The sequence below is a fragment of the Bacillus mycoides genome (assembly GCF_000832605.1).
GTDB lineage: Bacteria > Bacillota > Bacilli > Bacillales > Bacillaceae_G > Bacillus_A > Bacillus_A mycoides.
This window is the reverse complement of record NZ_CP009692.1, coordinates 1,209,549-1,225,112: the sequence shown is the minus strand read 5'-3', so window position 1 is coordinate 1,225,112 and position 15,564 is coordinate 1,209,549. Positions and strand designations below refer to the sequence as shown.

16 protein-coding genes, 2 pseudogenes and 1 riboswitch are annotated in these 15,564 nt (G+C 35.9%); of the genes and pseudogenes, 10 read left to right on the top strand and 8 right to left on the bottom strand.

Annotation, left to right across the window (positions count from 1 at the left end; all coding sequences use genetic code 11):
* The first annotated feature begins 7 nt into the window (after window positions 1-7).
* From BG05_RS08210 to BG05_RS08205, 3 genes and pseudogenes are all read left to right on the top strand, one after another.
* On the top strand, window positions 8-1,150 hold the full coding sequence (locus BG05_RS08210; RefSeq protein WP_002129533.1) for a glycosyltransferase family 4 protein: 1,143 nt from the start codon (window positions 8-10) through the stop codon (window positions 1,148-1,150).
* Window positions 1,151-1,153: 3 nt separating this feature from the next.
* Window positions 1,154-1,337, top strand: a pseudogene (locus BG05_RS29350) (IS200/IS605 family transposase); the annotation flags it as partial.
* Window positions 1,338-1,348: 11 nt separating this feature from the next.
* Complete coding sequence (locus BG05_RS08205; RefSeq protein ID WP_003191947.1) at window positions 1,349-2,461, top strand: RNA-guided endonuclease TnpB family protein; 1,113 nt, start codon at window positions 1,349-1,351, stop codon at window positions 2,459-2,461.
* Window positions 2,462-2,679: 218 nt separating this feature from the next.
* Here the strand turns inward: BG05_RS08205 and BG05_RS08200 are convergent, their stop codons facing one another.
* Together BG05_RS08200 and BG05_RS08195 are read right to left on the bottom strand one after the other, a co-directional pair.
* A complete protein-coding gene (locus BG05_RS08200) occupies window positions 2,680-3,282 on the bottom strand; it encodes a molybdenum cofactor guanylyltransferase (RefSeq protein ID WP_002167518.1) in 603 nt (200 codons plus the stop codon).
* The gene (locus BG05_RS08195) at window positions 3,279-3,788 is read right to left on the bottom strand and encodes a MogA/MoaB family molybdenum cofactor biosynthesis protein (protein ID WP_003191949.1); all 510 of its coding nucleotides are present in this window, start codon (window positions 3,786-3,788) and stop codon (window positions 3,279-3,281) included. Before BG05_RS08195 ends, BG05_RS08200 begins: the two co-directional genes overlap by 4 nt.
* Before the next feature lie 238 nt (window positions 3,789-4,026).
* Here BG05_RS08195 and BG05_RS08190 point away from each other — a divergent pair, with 238 nt between their 5' ends.
* Together BG05_RS08190 and BG05_RS08185 are read left to right on the top strand one after the other, a co-directional pair.
* On the top strand, window positions 4,027-4,206 hold the full coding sequence (locus BG05_RS08190) for a hypothetical protein (protein ID WP_002034406.1): 180 nt from the start codon (window positions 4,027-4,029) through the stop codon (window positions 4,204-4,206).
* Between the two features lie 6 nt (window positions 4,207-4,212).
* Entirely contained in the window at window positions 4,213-4,395 is a 183-nt protein-coding gene (locus tag BG05_RS08185) for a hypothetical protein (RefSeq protein ID WP_003191952.1), read from the top strand.
* Window positions 4,396-4,523: 128 nt separating this feature from the next.
* Here BG05_RS08185 and metK read toward each other — a convergent pair whose 3' ends face one another.
* A complete protein-coding gene (metK, locus tag BG05_RS08180) occupies window positions 4,524-5,723 on the bottom strand; it encodes a methionine adenosyltransferase (RefSeq protein ID WP_002129540.1) in 1,200 nt (399 codons plus the stop codon).
* Between the two features lie 169 nt (window positions 5,724-5,892).
* Window positions 5,893-6,014: riboswitch (SAM riboswitch) on the bottom strand.
* Window positions 6,015-6,242: 228 nt separating this feature from the next.
* Between metK and pckA the strand changes: the two genes are divergently transcribed.
* Both pckA and BG05_RS08170 read left to right on the top strand, forming a co-directional pair.
* Window positions 6,243-7,829 (top strand): phosphoenolpyruvate carboxykinase (ATP), encoded by a 1,587-nt coding sequence (pckA, locus tag BG05_RS08175; RefSeq protein ID WP_002089118.1) that lies wholly within the window; start codon window positions 6,243-6,245, stop codon window positions 7,827-7,829.
* Between the two features lie 296 nt (window positions 7,830-8,125).
* Entirely contained in the window at window positions 8,126-8,323 is a 198-nt protein-coding gene (locus tag BG05_RS08170) for a hypothetical protein (RefSeq protein WP_002089120.1), read from the top strand.
* 287 nt (window positions 8,324-8,610) lie between these two features.
* Here the strand turns inward: BG05_RS08170 and BG05_RS08165 are convergent, their stop codons facing one another.
* Window positions 8,611-8,994 carry an ATP synthase subunit I gene (locus BG05_RS08165; protein WP_002129542.1) on the bottom strand — a complete coding sequence of 128 codons (384 nt, stop codon included), beginning with the start codon at window positions 8,992-8,994 and terminating at the stop codon, window positions 8,611-8,613.
* A gap of 292 nt (window positions 8,995-9,286) precedes the next feature.
* On the opposite strand from BG05_RS08165, the gene BG05_RS08160 reads away from it, so the two are divergent.
* Window positions 9,287-9,508: a hypothetical protein gene (locus BG05_RS08160; RefSeq protein WP_002034446.1), complete on the top strand. Its 222-nt coding sequence runs from the start codon at window positions 9,287-9,289 to the stop codon at window positions 9,506-9,508.
* Window positions 9,509-9,536: 28 nt separating this feature from the next.
* Here BG05_RS08160 and BG05_RS08155 read toward each other — a convergent pair whose 3' ends face one another.
* Entirely contained in the window at window positions 9,537-10,442 is a 906-nt protein-coding gene (locus BG05_RS08155) for a DMT family transporter (RefSeq protein WP_003193636.1), read from the bottom strand.
* A gap of 113 nt (window positions 10,443-10,555) precedes the next feature.
* Complete coding sequence (locus BG05_RS08150) at window positions 10,556-10,879, bottom strand: iron-sulfur cluster biosynthesis family protein (protein ID WP_002089124.1); 324 nt, start codon at window positions 10,877-10,879, stop codon at window positions 10,556-10,558.
* A 455-nt stretch (window positions 10,880-11,334) separates the two neighbouring features.
* Here BG05_RS08150 and BG05_RS29340 point away from each other — a divergent pair.
* Window positions 11,335-11,556, top strand: a pseudogene (locus BG05_RS29340) (Nif3-like dinuclear metal center hexameric protein); the annotation flags it as partial.
* 382 nt (window positions 11,557-11,938) lie between these two features.
* A complete protein-coding gene (locus BG05_RS08145) occupies window positions 11,939-12,715 on the top strand; it encodes a hypothetical protein (RefSeq protein ID WP_050541050.1) in 777 nt (258 codons plus the stop codon).
* A 258-nt stretch (window positions 12,716-12,973) separates the two neighbouring features.
* Here BG05_RS08145 and BG05_RS08140 read toward each other — a convergent pair whose 3' ends face one another.
* Complete coding sequence (locus tag BG05_RS08140) at window positions 12,974-14,191, bottom strand: ATP-binding protein (RefSeq protein WP_002143485.1); 1,218 nt, start codon at window positions 14,189-14,191, stop codon at window positions 12,974-12,976.
* Window positions 14,192-14,216: 25 nt separating this feature from the next.
* Entirely contained in the window at window positions 14,217-15,446 is a 1,230-nt protein-coding gene (locus tag BG05_RS08135; protein ID WP_003193646.1) for an ATP-binding protein, read from the bottom strand.
* Window positions 15,447-15,564 lie beyond the last annotated feature (118 nt).

Genomic DNA, 15,564 nt, shown 5'->3' with positions numbered 1-15,564 from the left:
CGATATGATGAGAGTCGCCATATTTACCGATACATTTACACCACAAGTCAACGGTGTGGCGAAAACTTTGGAACGTTTAACTAAATATTTTCAAAAAGAAAATATCGCCTATTCTGTTTTCGCCCCCCAGCATACGGCAGAAGATAATTTCGTAGCGAATGTGAACAAAATGAGAAGTATCCCGTTAACAATATTATATCCAGAATGTCGCTTTGCCTTTCCTACTCCGCGCATTAAGCGGGAACTTCTTGCCTTTAAACCTGATATCATTCACATCGCTACGCCTTTCAATATGGGACTTTGTGGGTTATATTATGCCAAAAAGTTAAATATCCCAGTTGTCGGTTCTTATCATACTGATTTTGACGCCTATTTACGCTATTACAAAATCGAATTTCTCTCCAATATGCTATGGAACTATTTAAGCTGGTTTCATAGTCATATGCAAAAAAACTTTGTTCCTTCTCCTGAAACATTACATCAATTAAAGAAAAAAGGATTTCAACAGCTCTATATTTGGGGACGTGGTGTAGATTGTACTCTCTTTCATCCAACTTACAATAAAGACCTATTCCGAAAAAAATATAATATTACAGCGAAATATATTCTTTCCTACGTCGGGCGCCTTGCTCCTGAAAAAGATATCGATACTCTTCAAACACTTATTCAAACGACAAACAAAGAACGTGACGATATTCATTGGCTCATCGCTGGAGACGGGCCTCTAGCAACAAATTTGCGTGAAGCTGTTCCGAAAACAAATGTCACTTTTACTGGATATTTACAAGGCACGGATTTAGCTGAAGCATATGCTTGTTCTCATATGATGGTATTTCCATCAGCTACTGAAACGTTCGGAAATGTCGTACTTGAATCATTTGCATGCGGTACACCTGTCATTGGTGCAAATAGTGGCGGGGTTAAAAATATTATTACAGATGGAAAAACGGGAATTCTTTGTCCGCCAAAAGATACAGATTCCTTTCTATCCTCCATCCATTCTTTATTGCAAAATGAAGAGCTGCTTATGCAAATGGGCATAGCAGCTTCGTCTTATGCTAAATCAAAAAGCTGGGATGAGATCTTTCGTGGCTTACTTGACCAATATGAAGAAGTCCTTCAGCACACTGCATCAGAATTACTCGCTTAAAAAGAAATGACAAAATTTATTAATGCTTATAAAAGTGCAAGTTCTCAACTAATCAAAAAAGACTTTCCACAAGTGAAAAAAACTTTAGAAAGAAATGTTTTGGTCAAGAAGTTTTTGCTTACTAACTACTGGTAGTTCGCCAATAGACGTAGTAAAGAAATATATTGAAAATCAAGGTAAAAAGTGAGGTGAAATGATATGACAAAGCAGAATAAAGCATATAAATTCCGGTTGTATCCAACAGAAGAACAAGCAAATCTTATACGTAAAACCTTCGGTTGTGTACGTTTCGTGTACAATAGAAGGTTAGCTGAGCGAAAAGAAGCGTACGAAAAATACAAAGATGATAAGGAACAACTAAAGAAACAAAAGCCTCCAACCCCTGCGAAATATAAAGCAGAATTTGAGTGGTTAAAAGAAGTTGATTCATTAGCTTTGGCAAATGCTCAACTACACTTGCAAACTGCATATAAGAATTTCTTTAGTGGTCAAAATAACTTCCCAACATTCAAAAGTAAAAAGGACAGAAAGTCTTATACAACGAATGTAGTAAACGGTAATATTCTGTTGCTTAATGGTCATATCAAATTGCCAAAACTGAAAATGGTACGTATCAAAAAACATAGAGAGATACCACAAGATTATATGATCAAGTCTTGTACGATTTCTATGACACCTACTGGTAAATACTATGTGTCAATCTTGACTGAATACGAAAAAGAGATTGTACAAAAAGAAGTAGAAACAGTTGTTGGATTAGACTTTGCAATGGATGGATTATACGTCAGTTCTGAGGATGAGAAAGCCAATTATCCTAAGTTCTATCGTAACATGTTAGACCGATTAACAAAGGCGCAACGAGTATTATCAAGACGCAATAAAGGTTCTGAACGTTGGAATAAACAACGTATTCGTGTAGCTACGTTACATGAGAAAGTAGCTAACCAACGTAAGAATTTTCTTCATCATGAGTCTAAAAAGTTAGCTGCCAATTTTGATGTTGTAGCTATTGAAGATCTAAACATGAAAGGAATATCGCAAGCACTTCATTTTGGAAAAAGTGTCGCTGATAATGGGTGGGGTATGTTCACTTCTTTCTTAACTTATAAACTAAACGAACAAGGAAAACAACTTGTGAAAATAGACAAATGGTTTCCATCAACAAAAACATGTAGTAGCTTTGGAAATGTGAAAAGTCTGACATTGTCTGAACGAATCTATTCTTGTATATGCGGTGTAAATCTCGATAGAGATTATAACTCAGCCATCAATATCAAAAATGAAGCAATACGTCTTTTAGCGTCAGCATAAATTGTAATAAAATAACCTTTGGAACAAGGGAGTTAGCTCGGCTGTCTTAGGACGAATTCGTTAGCTATCAGAAGTAATGATTAACCGAGAAGCCCTCACTTCAAACACTCCTTTAGGACGTTAAGTGGCGGGTAGTTCACGAAATCCCCTTAAAATCAACTTACTCACATACCTTTATACAGCAATTGTTCCCCAATTTCTGTATATCAAAAAACCTTTCATTCATTTGAAAGGTCTTTTTGAGCCTGCACATATTCTTCTTTCGTATTCACATTTATAAACCAATCTACATTCGCTTGTACATCTTCACCAGCAATATATTTCACATTACATTGTGATAAAAGCTGGCCCATACTTCTTTTTTCTTCTTGAAGCAAAGCATAAATCTTTTCTTTCACGCGGTTATTATACGCTGCAAGTAACGGTTGTTTTCTTCCATTAATAATAGGGACAACAGCATCATATTCATCGCTCGTTTGCTCTAATAAAATGGTAATCCATTCATTTGAAACGTTCGGTGCATCACAAGGCATAATAGCGTACCAATCTGCTTCTATATATTCCATTCCTGATACAATTCCAGCAAGCGGCCCATTTCCTTTATAGTGCGACATATCTTCTATAACTGGAACTTGTACTAATTGCTCTACTCTCTCTTTTATATCAGAATGACTAATGACTACAATTTCTTGCACAGCGCTTTCCATTACTTTCACAATATGCTCAATAAAAGTACTCTCTTTCCAGCCTACTAACGCTTTCGGCTCACCGAATCGGCTCGACATACCTCCTGCTAATACAATTCCAGCACACTTACTCATTGACGATGCAACTCAAATGTAATATGACCTAATTCCGGTAAAATTAACTTGTTCATCGCAAGACGAACCGCTCCGCTAGACCCTGGCATCGAAAAGACAACTTTACGCCCGATTGTACCGCCGATTGCTCTACTTAACATCGCACTACTTCCGATATCTTCTAAGTAACTTATCATACGGAACAACTCACCAAATCCAACAATTTCTTTATCTAATAACACTGAAACTGCCTCAATCGTCACATCACGTTTCGTAATACCAGTTCCGCCATTCGTTAACACGACATCAACATCTTCCCTATGATAACCAGCTAAAACAGCCTGCTGAATACTCTCTTTATCATCTTTCACAATTTCATAAGAGGTCACTTTATGTCCTGCTTCTATTAATAATTCATGTAATAGTTGTCCGCTCTTATCCGTCTCTTCCGTACGTGTATCGGAAATCGTCACGATCTTGCAACGCACTTCTTTTGGAGCTTGTTTTTTATGTTCAGTTACGCTCATTTTTCATCTTTCCTTTCTTAAAGACTTTTCTTCATTTTATCATACATATCTTTACACAATTATGTATGAAGCCAATGATGCACCGTGATACAATATAAGTATATACGACCACAAAAAGGAAAATATACTTTCTTATACGCCTGGACTACACACCATTAGCTACTCTTTAAATCCCCTTATATTTTCTACATAGTAGATTTCATTTTAAATTACAAAATAATTTGGAGGTTCACTCACTATGGAACTATACAAAAAATTAACAACAACATTCATCCTCTTATTTGTTGCTTCCATCACTGTCGGCTTTTCCTTAAAAGGCGCGATTCCATACGCTACATTAGTGAGTATTATATTCGCAACGCTATTTTTAATGAGCAGTGCTTTTTGCGCAGGAAAAGCGCGTCAACTGAAAGGCTGACCGTCTATGTTCCGTAAGAAACCAATCCTTTGTAAATCATGTGAAAAGGAAATACAAACGTATGAAAAAGCGTGGATTCATATGCCATTTCCGGCAAGTGGTATGACAAATATGAAGAAGTATATTGAGCTAGACGTGGAAGTTTATTGTAGTTCTTGCATTCAAGTAGTAAATAAAGTGAAACTTTAATCAGTGGGGATTTTGTTCTTCCCCACTGATTATTAGTTGAACCAATCGGGCTTTTACGGGCAGTTAATGCGGGATAAAACCAAATAAAAAAAGCTTTGCGCACACAGCGCAAAGCTTTTTTTCATATATTATAGACCAGCTTGCTCTTTTAAAGTAGCTGCTTTGTCTGTACGTTCCCATGTAAGATCTACATCAGTACGTCCGAAGTGGCCGTAAGCTGCTGTTTGTTTGTAAATTGGGCGACGTAAGTCTAGCATTTTAATAATACCAGCTGGGCGAAGATCGAAGTTGTTACGAACTAGTTCTACTAATACGTCTTCAGATACTTTACCAGTGCCTAATGTATCAACTGAAATTGATACTGGTTGTGCTACGCCAATTGCGTATGCAAGTTGTACTTCTGCTTTGTCAGCAAGACCAGCTGCTACGATGTTTTTCGCAACATAACGAGCTGCATATGCTGCAGAACGGTCAACTTTCGTTGCATCTTTACCAGAGAATGCACCACCGCCATGGCGAGCGTATCCACCGTAAGTATCAACGATGATTTTACGTCCTGTTAAACCAGCATCACCTTGTGGTCCACCAATTACGAAGCGGCCAGTTGGGTTAATGAAGAATTTCGTTTCTCCATCCATTAATTCTGCTGGAACTACAGCTTTAATTACGTGCTCTTTTAAATCGCGATCGATTTCTTCCCACGTAACATCTGGATGATGTTGTGTAGAAATTACAATTGTATCCACACGTACAGGTTTACCATTTTCATCATACTCAACTGTAACTTGCGTTTTTCCATCCGGACGTAAGTATGTTAATGTGTCATCTTTACGTACTTCAGTTAAACGACGAGCTAATTTGTGAGCAAGCGAGATTGGAAGTGGCATTAATTCTTGTGTTTCATTACATGCGAAGCCAAACATTAAACCTTGGTCTCCCGCACCAATTGCCTCAATCTCAGCGTCAGTCATTTGACCTTCGCGTGCTTCTAGTGCTTGGTCAACACCCATAGCGATGTCAGCAGATTGCTCATCGATAGATGTTAAAACTGCACAAGTTTCTGCATCGAATCCGTATTTTGCGCGTGTGTAACCAATGCCTTGAATTGTTTCACGAACGATTTTTGGAATATCTACGTAAGTAGAAGTCGTAATTTCCCCCGCTACCAATACTAAACCAGTTGTTACAGTTGTTTCACAAGCTACACGTGCATTTGCGTCCTTTGCTAAGATCGCATCTAAAATTGAATCAGAAATTTGGTCACAAATTTTATCTGGATGTCCTTCAGTTACAGACTCAGATGTGAACAGATGACGTTTTTTTGTCATGTGGTAAACCTCCCTACAGTAATTGTATATATTGTACGGAACTCATCCTTAATTTGCCACAAACTGCGACATACATTTATTCTCCCACACAAGCATACAGAAAAACCTTTCCTACTTAACATAGAGGAAAGGTTTAATTTGCTACTTGCATACTGCTTTTTGCCCTTTGCTCTTATCGTTCGAGACCGTTAGCCTCGCACAGGTTTTAGCACCTATTCACCTGTATTTACCACTACAAATGAGGTTGCTGGGCTTCATCGGGCCTGTCCCTCCGCCAGCTCGGGATAAGAGAGTATCCGTCCCAACCTATACTAAAGAAATGATATTCATTTGTCAATTAATATTCACATTTTCCTGAAAGTTTTTCTCAATACCCATAGAATGAAATATTAATAGGGAAATGATACATTCACACAAACAAAAATAAATAAATAGTATACATTATTTATATAATTGTGTTATACTATTGATGGGGATTACGAGAAATATTTCATTAAATGAAAAGGATGGTATATAAATATGAGTACTGTGAATGTCCAAATTGGTTTACATGAATTATTGAACGGAAGCAATGCACAGATTCAATTAAGTGTTCCGCAATTAGTGGAAAAAGTATTAATGCGAAACGAAGGGAAATTAACTTCTACTGGTGCCGTTTCTGCTTCAACAGGAAAATACACAGGACGTTCTCCTAAGGATAAATTTATTGTGAAGGAAGCATCGGTTGCTGACAAAATTGCTTGGGGAGCCGTGAACCAACCGATCTCTGAAGAACATTTTAATAAATTATATATAAAAGTTTTAGAATACTTAAAAGAAAAAGAAGAGTTATTCATCTTCAAAGGATTTGCTGGCGCTGATCGCAACTATCGCCTACCAATTCAAGTTGTTAACGAATATGCATGGCATAATTTGTTCGTACATCAATTATTTATTCGTCCAAATGAAGAAGAATTAGCAACTCACGAATCAGAGTTCACAATTGTTTCTGCACCAAACTTCAAAGCAGATCCAGCAATTGACGGTACAAATTCTGAAGCATTCATTATGGTTTCATTCGAAAAACGTATCGTACTAATCGGTGGTACAGAATATGCTGGAGAAATGAAAAAATCAATCTTCTCTATTATGAACTTCTTACTACCTGAACAAGACATTCTTTCTATGCACTGCTCTTCAAACGTAGGCGAAGAAGGCGACGTAGCACTATTCTTCGGTTTATCTGGAACAGGCAAAACAACATTATCTGCTGATCCAAACCGTAAATTAATCGGTGACGATGAGCACGGTTGGTCTGATAACGGTGTATTCAATATTGAAGGCGGTTGCTATGCAAAATGTGTAAACCTTTCTCATGAGAAAGAACCACAAATCTTCGATGCAATCAAATTTGGTTCAGTTTTAGAAAACGTTGTCATTGATGGTCAAACACGCATCGCTGACTATAACGATACTACTTTAACAGAAAATACACGTGCTGCATACCCTATGCATGCGATTGACAATATCGTACTGCCAAGTGTTGCAGGACATCCAAATACAATTATTTTCTTAACTGCTGATGCATCTGGCGTATTGCCTCCAATCAGTAAGTTATCAAAAGAGCAAGCTATGTACCATTTCTTAAGCGGTTACACTAGTAAGCTAGCAGGAACAGAGCGCGGTGTTACATCTCCGCAAGCTACATTCTCTACTTGCTTCGGTTCACCGTTCTTACCGCTTGATGCATCTCGTTATGCTGAAATGCTTGGTGAAAAAATCGAGAAACATGATGCGAAAGTATTCTTAGTAAACACTGGCTGGACTGGTGGCGAATACGGCGTTGGTAAACGTATGAACTTAGGTTACACTCGTGCAATGATTCAAGCAGCACTAAGCGGTGAACTTGCTAAAGCTGAAACTGCAAAACACGACATCTTTGGCCTTGAAGTACCTCGTCATGTTCCAGGTGTACCTGATGAAGTATTAATGCCTGAACAAACTTGGGCTGATAAAGATGCTTACAAGGCGAAAGCAATTGAGCTTGCAAACGAATTTAAAGAAAACTTCAAAAAATTCGACAGCGTTTCTGAAGCTATTATTAACTTAGGCGGTCCAATCGCTTAATTACAAATTTTCTGTTGGAATAACCCTTTTACTCATATGAATAAGTGTCGTGTAACCGTAAAGTTCCGCGTACTCACCGACAAAACCCAATGCAGCTTAACGGTTACACACACTTACATAAAAAAGAAGCTTACGTTAAAAACGTAAGCTTCTTTCTATATCTTATATAAAGTGAAACTTTAATCTCTTCATCTATTGCATACCAATACCCATAAACTTACAGAAAATTCATTTTATAATCATTCGTTTGTAGTTTCCTATGATATATTTTACATATAAAGGAAAGGGTGAGACCCATGAAAAATTTTTCTCGTACAGGAAAAATTTTATTCAGTTATGGAGCGATTCAAATGTTTTGGGGACTTGTAATGCTTAACGTTAATTTATTTGAGCATACAAGTGAAACGATAAAATACATTATTCTAATTACCGGAATAGTTTGTTGTATTGTATCCAACTTTTTTAAAGAACCTAAGAGTCATACTACTAAGTGATTTCATATTAACTTATTGGAAGCGGAAACCTATATTTTATACAAAGTTACGCTTCCTGTTGTACTATCCATCGCCGGATCCCTTATTCCAGAGTAAGCCAATTTTCAATTTAAATAACCAGATTTTCATATATACAAATTACGGCTTCGAACATATAAATTATATTTCTGCTCACTACCTCGCTCTGGTTTCACACCGCATGGGGCTAAAAAAGGCTCTGACCGCTTCTATCCACCGCTGGATCCTCTATTCCATCTAAAAAGAGGCTTTTCATCTTTTTATCTTTTTCAGCCCTTCGTTAATTCTTCCTCATCCTTCATACTATAATACCCTAAATTAATAACGATTAAGAAATAACCACCCAGAATACCTACTGCAAATGCCCACATTACCATATGATGCTCAATTTCGTACATGATAATAGCACCCAAAATTGCAGCTGCAAAGCGATTAAACATACCAAGCGTCGGCGCTTTCGTCTTCTTTACTATACTATCTCCAAGCTTTTCGATACGCCTTCCTAAAATCCAAACACAATACATGCTTACAATAAGTCCAATTCCTGCACCTAGAAAATGTGCTGAAAACGGTGTTAACATCCAGCCTAATAACAGAATACCTAGTAGATAATATGATTGAACTTTAAACGATTTTAATGACAAACTAATCATGCTGTACTCCCCTTCAATGTTTTTTCTATTTATCCAACAAAAGCTGTATAACTCATTTCTTTCGAGTCCATACTACTTAAAATCTATTTCATTCAAATTAAAAACAACATAAACGGTATGTTTATGTTGTTAAAATGCTTTTAGGAAATAATATTATACAAGATTTCTAATATAGAATCCCTCATAAATGTGACGTTTTTCAAAACATTTTCGTCCAATTATGAAAAAATTGATATCAATCTATGAACATACGGATATGATGTAATAAGCACATAAATAAAGGGGGCGTCTAATGATTTATTTTTTAATGGCTCTCATTCATCTCATTGTTCCTGCACTTATTGGACTTTCCTTGTATTGGTACACGAAAAAACATAGTATTTTCTATGCTGTCCTCGGTGTTCTTCTTCCAGGTATTATTCTTATTACACTCTTCCGCATTCCTTTTCTTAATTTAATCCCACTTATTACTGCCATTTTATTCCTCGTATTTTTACCAAAAATAAAAAAATAGGAAAGCAGATCATAGGTGATCTGTTTTCCTATTTTGATATAGGTTCTTGCACGATAGAATTAGCTTCTACTTTCTCTGATTTCACAAACCATAGACCGAAGAAAATGATGATTCCACCAATTATTTGTTGAAACGATACATATTCATTTGCCCATACAGCTGCAAATAAAACAGCTACAAGCGGCGTAATATACATATATACCATCGTATGTGACGCACCAATTTTTTGAACACCAATATACCACATGACTAAACCGAATACTGTTACAAAGAAAACAGAATATAGTAACGCAAATAGTGTCATTCCGTGTGTAATGTGAAATGGCATGACAAATACATGTGGACCACTTAACAATAAGAGCGGAATCGCTCCAACTAATGTCGACCATGCAGTAACACGTAATGCTGAGTATTTTTTAATAAGCGGCCCTGCTAAAACGGGATAAAGTCCCCAACATATTGATGTAATAAGTCCAATCCCATTTCCGTAGAAAGAACTAGCGAGTGAATGCCCCGCTACTAAAACTAATGTAGCACCAATAAAGGCAATCATGGAACCAACTAACTTTCGAGAAGAAAATTTTTCTTGTTTCAAGAAAATCGCAAATAAAGTTGTAAAAATAGGTGAAATAGATATGAGTAAAGAAGCATTTGTAGCGGATGTGTATTTTACAGTTTCCATAAATAACGTTTGATACAGTACAATACCTACAACGCTAACGATGATTAATCTTGGTATATCTTTTCGCTCCATATAAAGTGACTTTTCGATAAAGAACGTAAGTAATAACAGTAGTGGTGCTGCTGTCATCATTCGAACTGCAGTAAACTCAATTGCTGTAAATTCTAAAAGTCCATATTTCGCAATCGTATAGTTAATCCCCCAAATAATAACGACACTTAAAATTGATAACTCAATTCCCCATCTTTTCATGCGCAACCCCCTCCGCAAAGAGAATTATACAGAAAATTCAACTATATGTACATTTCATTATGTGAAAAAATCCATAAGAAAAAGGAGCATATTATATACTCCTTCTCTCTTCATTATACTCGAACATGTAACTTCATATTCGGATTATAAAACTGGCTTGGGCTCTTCAGCTGGAAAGTTCCTCCAACTTCATGCCAATCAACTGTTAATTTATCATCCATAAATACAAGCTTTGTGCGATCTGCAATAAAGTTTAGTACGCTTGATTCGATATCTACATCGCGCTCATCTTTCTCTGAAACGGCTACTAAATCAATAATCCCGCTCATAACACAACCGCAACCTTCATTATCATAAAATAACTTTATATATTTCGTTTCACTTGGAATCGTATCCATAATCTTTTTATATGCTGCCTCTGTTACAGTAACGTACATGTGTTAACCTACATCCTCTCTTCTCGTATCATTTATATATTGTACCACCATTTTTCTTGATTTTTATATGCGGAAAATTAAGACTACTATAAAATATATGTGATAAAGTGAAACTTTAATCAGGGAGGTATCCATCCCCTTCTGATTATTAGCCCTCGCCAATCAGGCTTTTACGGGCAGTTAATGCGTGATAAAGGAGGTTGTATCACTGATGTTCAAACTACAACGATATCTCATTTTCTTAGGTCTATTAGGTAGCTTTTTTATTTCTAGCAGAATGGTATTACAACATATACTTCCCTATTCTCCTTCTATTGGCTGGATTCTAGGTTTTATTTGTTTCCTATCCGCTTCTTATTTTTCCATAAAAAACAAAAACAACTAACAAAGTAAGAACTATCTTAAGGAGGATTACCAAACATGCCAGCCTTAAAAGAAATAGAACAATAACTTAATCATTTATTACAGGAGAAATCCATTGCCATATCGACAATGATTATGGTAGGCATAAATACTCACTCATTATGGATTATGCGAAAGAAACAAATATGTCACTCATCGGTTTGTCACACTCTGCCTCTGAATATTTAGTGAAAGAGACATTGATGTATGATTGGTTTAAAGAGAATTTTGATGTAGATGTTACTTTGATTCCGCAGGAGACCTGGTGGTTATAAAACTAATAACACCTCCCCTATTTTTAAAATCTATATACACAATACGATCCACCACACAAAATATAGAATCTACAATATATATATAGTAGTTCTACTTTTAAAACTAGATTTTCAAAAATATAGAAAGGAGATAATATATGTACCAACGCAATTGCTTTAGTTGTGACGGTAGACGCAACGCAACAGCGGTTCTATCGGCGCTACTGGACCTACTGGCAATGCCGGGCCTACCGGGGCCGGTTTGCAAAGTACTACCGCTTTTAGTCTAGCAGCCGCTCCTAACTATAAAAAGGGACAAGTTGTCACTTACACGAGTAGCGGCTATGTTGTAAAAAAAGATGCACCTCAAGGATTTCCGAATGTGTCTCAAGATTATATCGTATTGGTAGAAGGTGGTCCTACTGGTTCTACCGGAACTACCGGTTCTACTGGTGCCACTGGTTCTACCGGAGCTACCGGAGCTACCGGAACTACTGGTGCCACTGGTTCTACTGGTTCTACTGGTTCTACCGGAGCTACCGGAACTACTGGAGTCACTGGTTCTACCGGAGCTACTGGTTCTACTGGAGTCACTGGTTCTACCGGAGCTACCGGAACTACCGGAGTCACTGGTTCTACCGGAGCTACCGGAACTATTGGTGCCACTGGTTCTACCGGGACTACTGGACCTGCTGGTAGTTCAACAGCGAAAAGTATTGTTTTTCAAGGGACGAATGCTGGGTTTCAACGTATAGCAGGTTCTCCAGGAATTGATTCTAACGTTATTCCATATGTAACTGCTGGAGCTGGAAATATAGTTGGTTTTGCTACATCTATAAATATTAATAACTTACCCGCTGCTGTTTATACGATTGATATTTGCAGGAATGTCCCAACAAACCTCTCTGCCCCGACCTCTAGTTACATCCTATCTACTATTACTTTAACTACTACAGATAAAATTACGGGAACTATGACATTTTCAATTAAACCTACGGATATTGGCTCTAGACAACCTCAAGTGTATAACCCTACTCCAGCACCTGGACCTGCCACTGTAACTTGGACTAGTATTACAACCGGAAACCTGTTTTCGAGGGGGGATGCGATATCTCTTTATATTACCCCCGGGATTACGGCAAGTTCTGTATATTCTATTTTTCTAATCACTGATATATAATCCACACTTACAAATCATTCATTTACAAAAAGGACCTCGATGCCGAGGCCAAAAAAATTGCAAATAAATTAAAACAAATAACAGACAAATTTATTATATACTCTCGCTTTAAAACACCCATATTTTGGATTATGAATTTGTACAGTTTGTCAATGTTGTAAACATCCCGTTTATTAAAATTCCGTACTTCCTTCCACACTGAAAAGGGAAATCACTCTAAAGAAAGTGATTTCCCCTTTTTAAAATATCCCACTATAATTAAATCGGCAACATAATCTCAACAGTCGTTCCAACTCCAACTTCACTTTCAAAGTTCAATTTACCGTGGTGATCTTTAATAATTTTTTCCGTAACTACTAATCCTAAGCCTGTTCCAGTTTCTTTCGTTGTGTAAAAAGCTTCATTTAGCTTCGGAATTTTATCTTTCGGAATGCCGCATCCCTCATCTATAATTTGAACAATGATCACATCTTCCACTATAACTTTTACAGTAATAGTTCCGCCAACTGACATTGCTTCAATCGCATTTTTTATTAAATTAAAAAATACTTGTTTCAATCGTTTTTCCTCACATGTAATTGATGGTATATCTTTACTATAAATAGCATGCATTTTTATTCCTTGTTCTAAAGCTGGCTTTTCCATAACCCTGATAACATAAGAGATGATTTCTTTAATATTATACGTTTCGGATTCTACCGATTTAGATTTCTCAAACCCATTTAGTTCTGTAGCAATTGTATGAATTCGCTCTACTTCCTGTCTCATAATTTCACTATAAATTTTATCTTCTGGATATTTTTTCGCTTGCTTATTCACAAGTTTTTTCAATTTTTCTAACGGTCTTCTAATCTTATCGCCAATTACTGTCGCCATTTTTCCAACCATTGCTAATTTCTCTACATTTCGTATTTCTTTATCCATCATTTCAAGTGTACGAACGTAAGATTGGAATCTTAAAAATATAATCCAACATATAATAACAAACACGCTATATAATGCTATTGGGATAAGAACAATAAAGGATTGAACAACGAATCCCATAAGTGCATATTTTCCAACAATAGTTCCCGCAACTAACCAAAAGTACCTCTTATTCACAAATATTGGTGCAAATAAAATAAAGAATCCTTCTACTATATTCCCACCATCAAATTCCGCATCACTTCCGTAATAAATAATGAAGTTATTAATAAAATCCAATATATTATAGCCAATTAAAATAATATACTTCACAATATACGGCTTTTTCCATTTCATAAAATAAAGTCCTATAAAGAATAATCCAACCATAAAACTATATAGCCATAAACCTAATCCTTCTCCAAAAGCATCTGCTAGTTTTTGATTTTTATCTGATAAAAGGACAATAGCTTTTTCAGCAAAATCATACGCAAAAAATATAACGAAGAATAAGCTTAAAAATATTATTAATGCCTTTATCTCTTCTTTTTCAAATATATTTCCTTTTTCCATATGATAACTCCTTTAACAACACCTCTTAATCTTGTGTCACATTGCGCTCACATTTTTTCGGGAGCAGTATTTCTACTCTCGTTCCTTTCTTTACTTCACTAGAAATGTGTAATTCTCCAAGGTGCTCTGTCACAATTCGCTCTGCTACCGTAAGACCTAATCCAATTCTATCTTGCTTCGTTGTATAAAAAGCATCCTTAACTCGTCCTAAATTATCCTTTTTTATCCCAAAACCACTATCTACTATACTTACTATTACATAATCTCTTTTTTTATTTTCAACTTGTATTTTTAATGTTCCGCCATGTTCCATTGCCTCTAAAGCATTTTTAATAACATACAAAAATACTCCTTTTAATTTGCGTTTATCACATTCAATTTCGCTTCTATTTTGCTCTTCATTAAAGGTACAATTTATATTTAACTCGTTCATTTTTCCGCGCATGTTTTCTACCGCTTGTACTAAAACATCACTTACAATGTGTTTTTCATAAACAGAAGGTTTACATGCAGCAACCTCCATTAATTCACTAATCATATTATTCATATTTTCGATTTCGAGAATCATTTGTTCATATGTTGCATCTTTTTCGTGTTTCTCTTTTTGTAATTGCGTAAACCCTTTTAATGAAGCAAGTGGGTTTTTAATTTCATGTCCGACTGTCGCTGCCATTTTTCCGATAACCGCCAATTTTTGTGACTGACTTGCCTCTGCAATACGTCCCTTTACTGCTGAAAGATATTGTAAAAATCGATTTAAAATAATAAATGACACGAAAAGTAACACCATATTTATAACAAGAGACATAAACAGGTTAAGTTCTCCAAATACAAATAGGTATATCATATATTTCCCTATAAGGAATGGCGCTAAGACAAATAAATATCTTTTACTCAAAAAGATCGGTACGAAGAAAATGAAAATATATTCAATTACATTCCCTTCATCAAATGCTATTATATTATGAAAAGCATACCATCCAATATTAAAAGTCTCTGCGATCATGTATGCAAATAAATATGTATATTTAACTAAATATGCTTTTTCTCTCTCAAATAAGTAAACACTAATACCTAATATAGCCATAATATATGCAAGCTTCCATATCCCTTTATGCCAATTTGCTAAAGGCATTGTATCTTCTAATATAATCGCGTATGCAACCTCGTATACAATTAAAATAACATGTATTACCCATAAGAAAATCTTAGCGTTTTTCTTTTCTTCTTTAGCTGATAGAAAACTCTCTTCCACTTCAACACCCCTTCAAAAGAATACCATTTATTATAATAAATGATTTTCATAGACAAACAAAGATAAATTGAACAAATGAGGAAAATCAATCCATAGATAATATACTTCCCCATACCAT

Coding starts and splice junctions, on each gene's coding strand:
- BG05_RS08210 (WP_002129533.1), top strand. CDS start 8: ATGAGAGTCGCCATATTTACCGATACATTTACACCACAAGTCAACGGT.
- BG05_RS08205 (WP_003191947.1), top strand. CDS start 1,349: ATGACAAAGCAGAATAAAGCATATAAATTCCGGTTGTATCCAACAGAA.
- BG05_RS08200 (WP_002167518.1), bottom strand. CDS start 3,282: ATGAGTAAGTGTGCTGGAATTGTATTAGCAGGAGGTATGTCGAGCCGA.
- BG05_RS08195 (WP_003191949.1), bottom strand. CDS start 3,788: ATGAGCGTAACTGAACATAAAAAACAAGCTCCAAAAGAAGTGCGTTGC.
- BG05_RS08190 (WP_002034406.1), top strand. CDS start 4,027: ATGGAACTATACAAAAAATTAACAACAACATTCATCCTCTTATTTGTT.
- BG05_RS08185 (WP_003191952.1), top strand. CDS start 4,213: ATGTTCCGTAAGAAACCAATCCTTTGTAAATCATGTGAAAAGGAAATA.
- metK (WP_002129540.1), bottom strand. CDS start 5,723: ATGACAAAAAAACGTCATCTGTTCACATCTGAGTCTGTAACTGAAGGA.
- pckA (WP_002089118.1), top strand. CDS start 6,243: ATGAGTACTGTGAATGTCCAAATTGGTTTACATGAATTATTGAACGGA.
- BG05_RS08170 (WP_002089120.1), top strand. CDS start 8,126: ATGAAAAATTTTTCTCGTACAGGAAAAATTTTATTCAGTTATGGAGCG.
- BG05_RS08165 (WP_002129542.1), bottom strand. CDS start 8,994: ATGATTAGTTTGTCATTAAAATCGTTTAAAGTTCAATCATATTATCTA.
- BG05_RS08160 (WP_002034446.1), top strand. CDS start 9,287: ATGATTTATTTTTTAATGGCTCTCATTCATCTCATTGTTCCTGCACTT.
- BG05_RS08155 (WP_003193636.1), bottom strand. CDS start 10,442: ATGAAAAGATGGGGAATTGAGTTATCAATTTTAAGTGTCGTTATTATT.
- BG05_RS08150 (WP_002089124.1), bottom strand. CDS start 10,879: ATGTACGTTACTGTAACAGAGGCAGCATATAAAAAGATTATGGATACG.
- BG05_RS08140 (WP_002143485.1), bottom strand. CDS start 14,191: ATGGAAAAAGGAAATATATTTGAAAAAGAAGAGATAAAGGCATTAATA.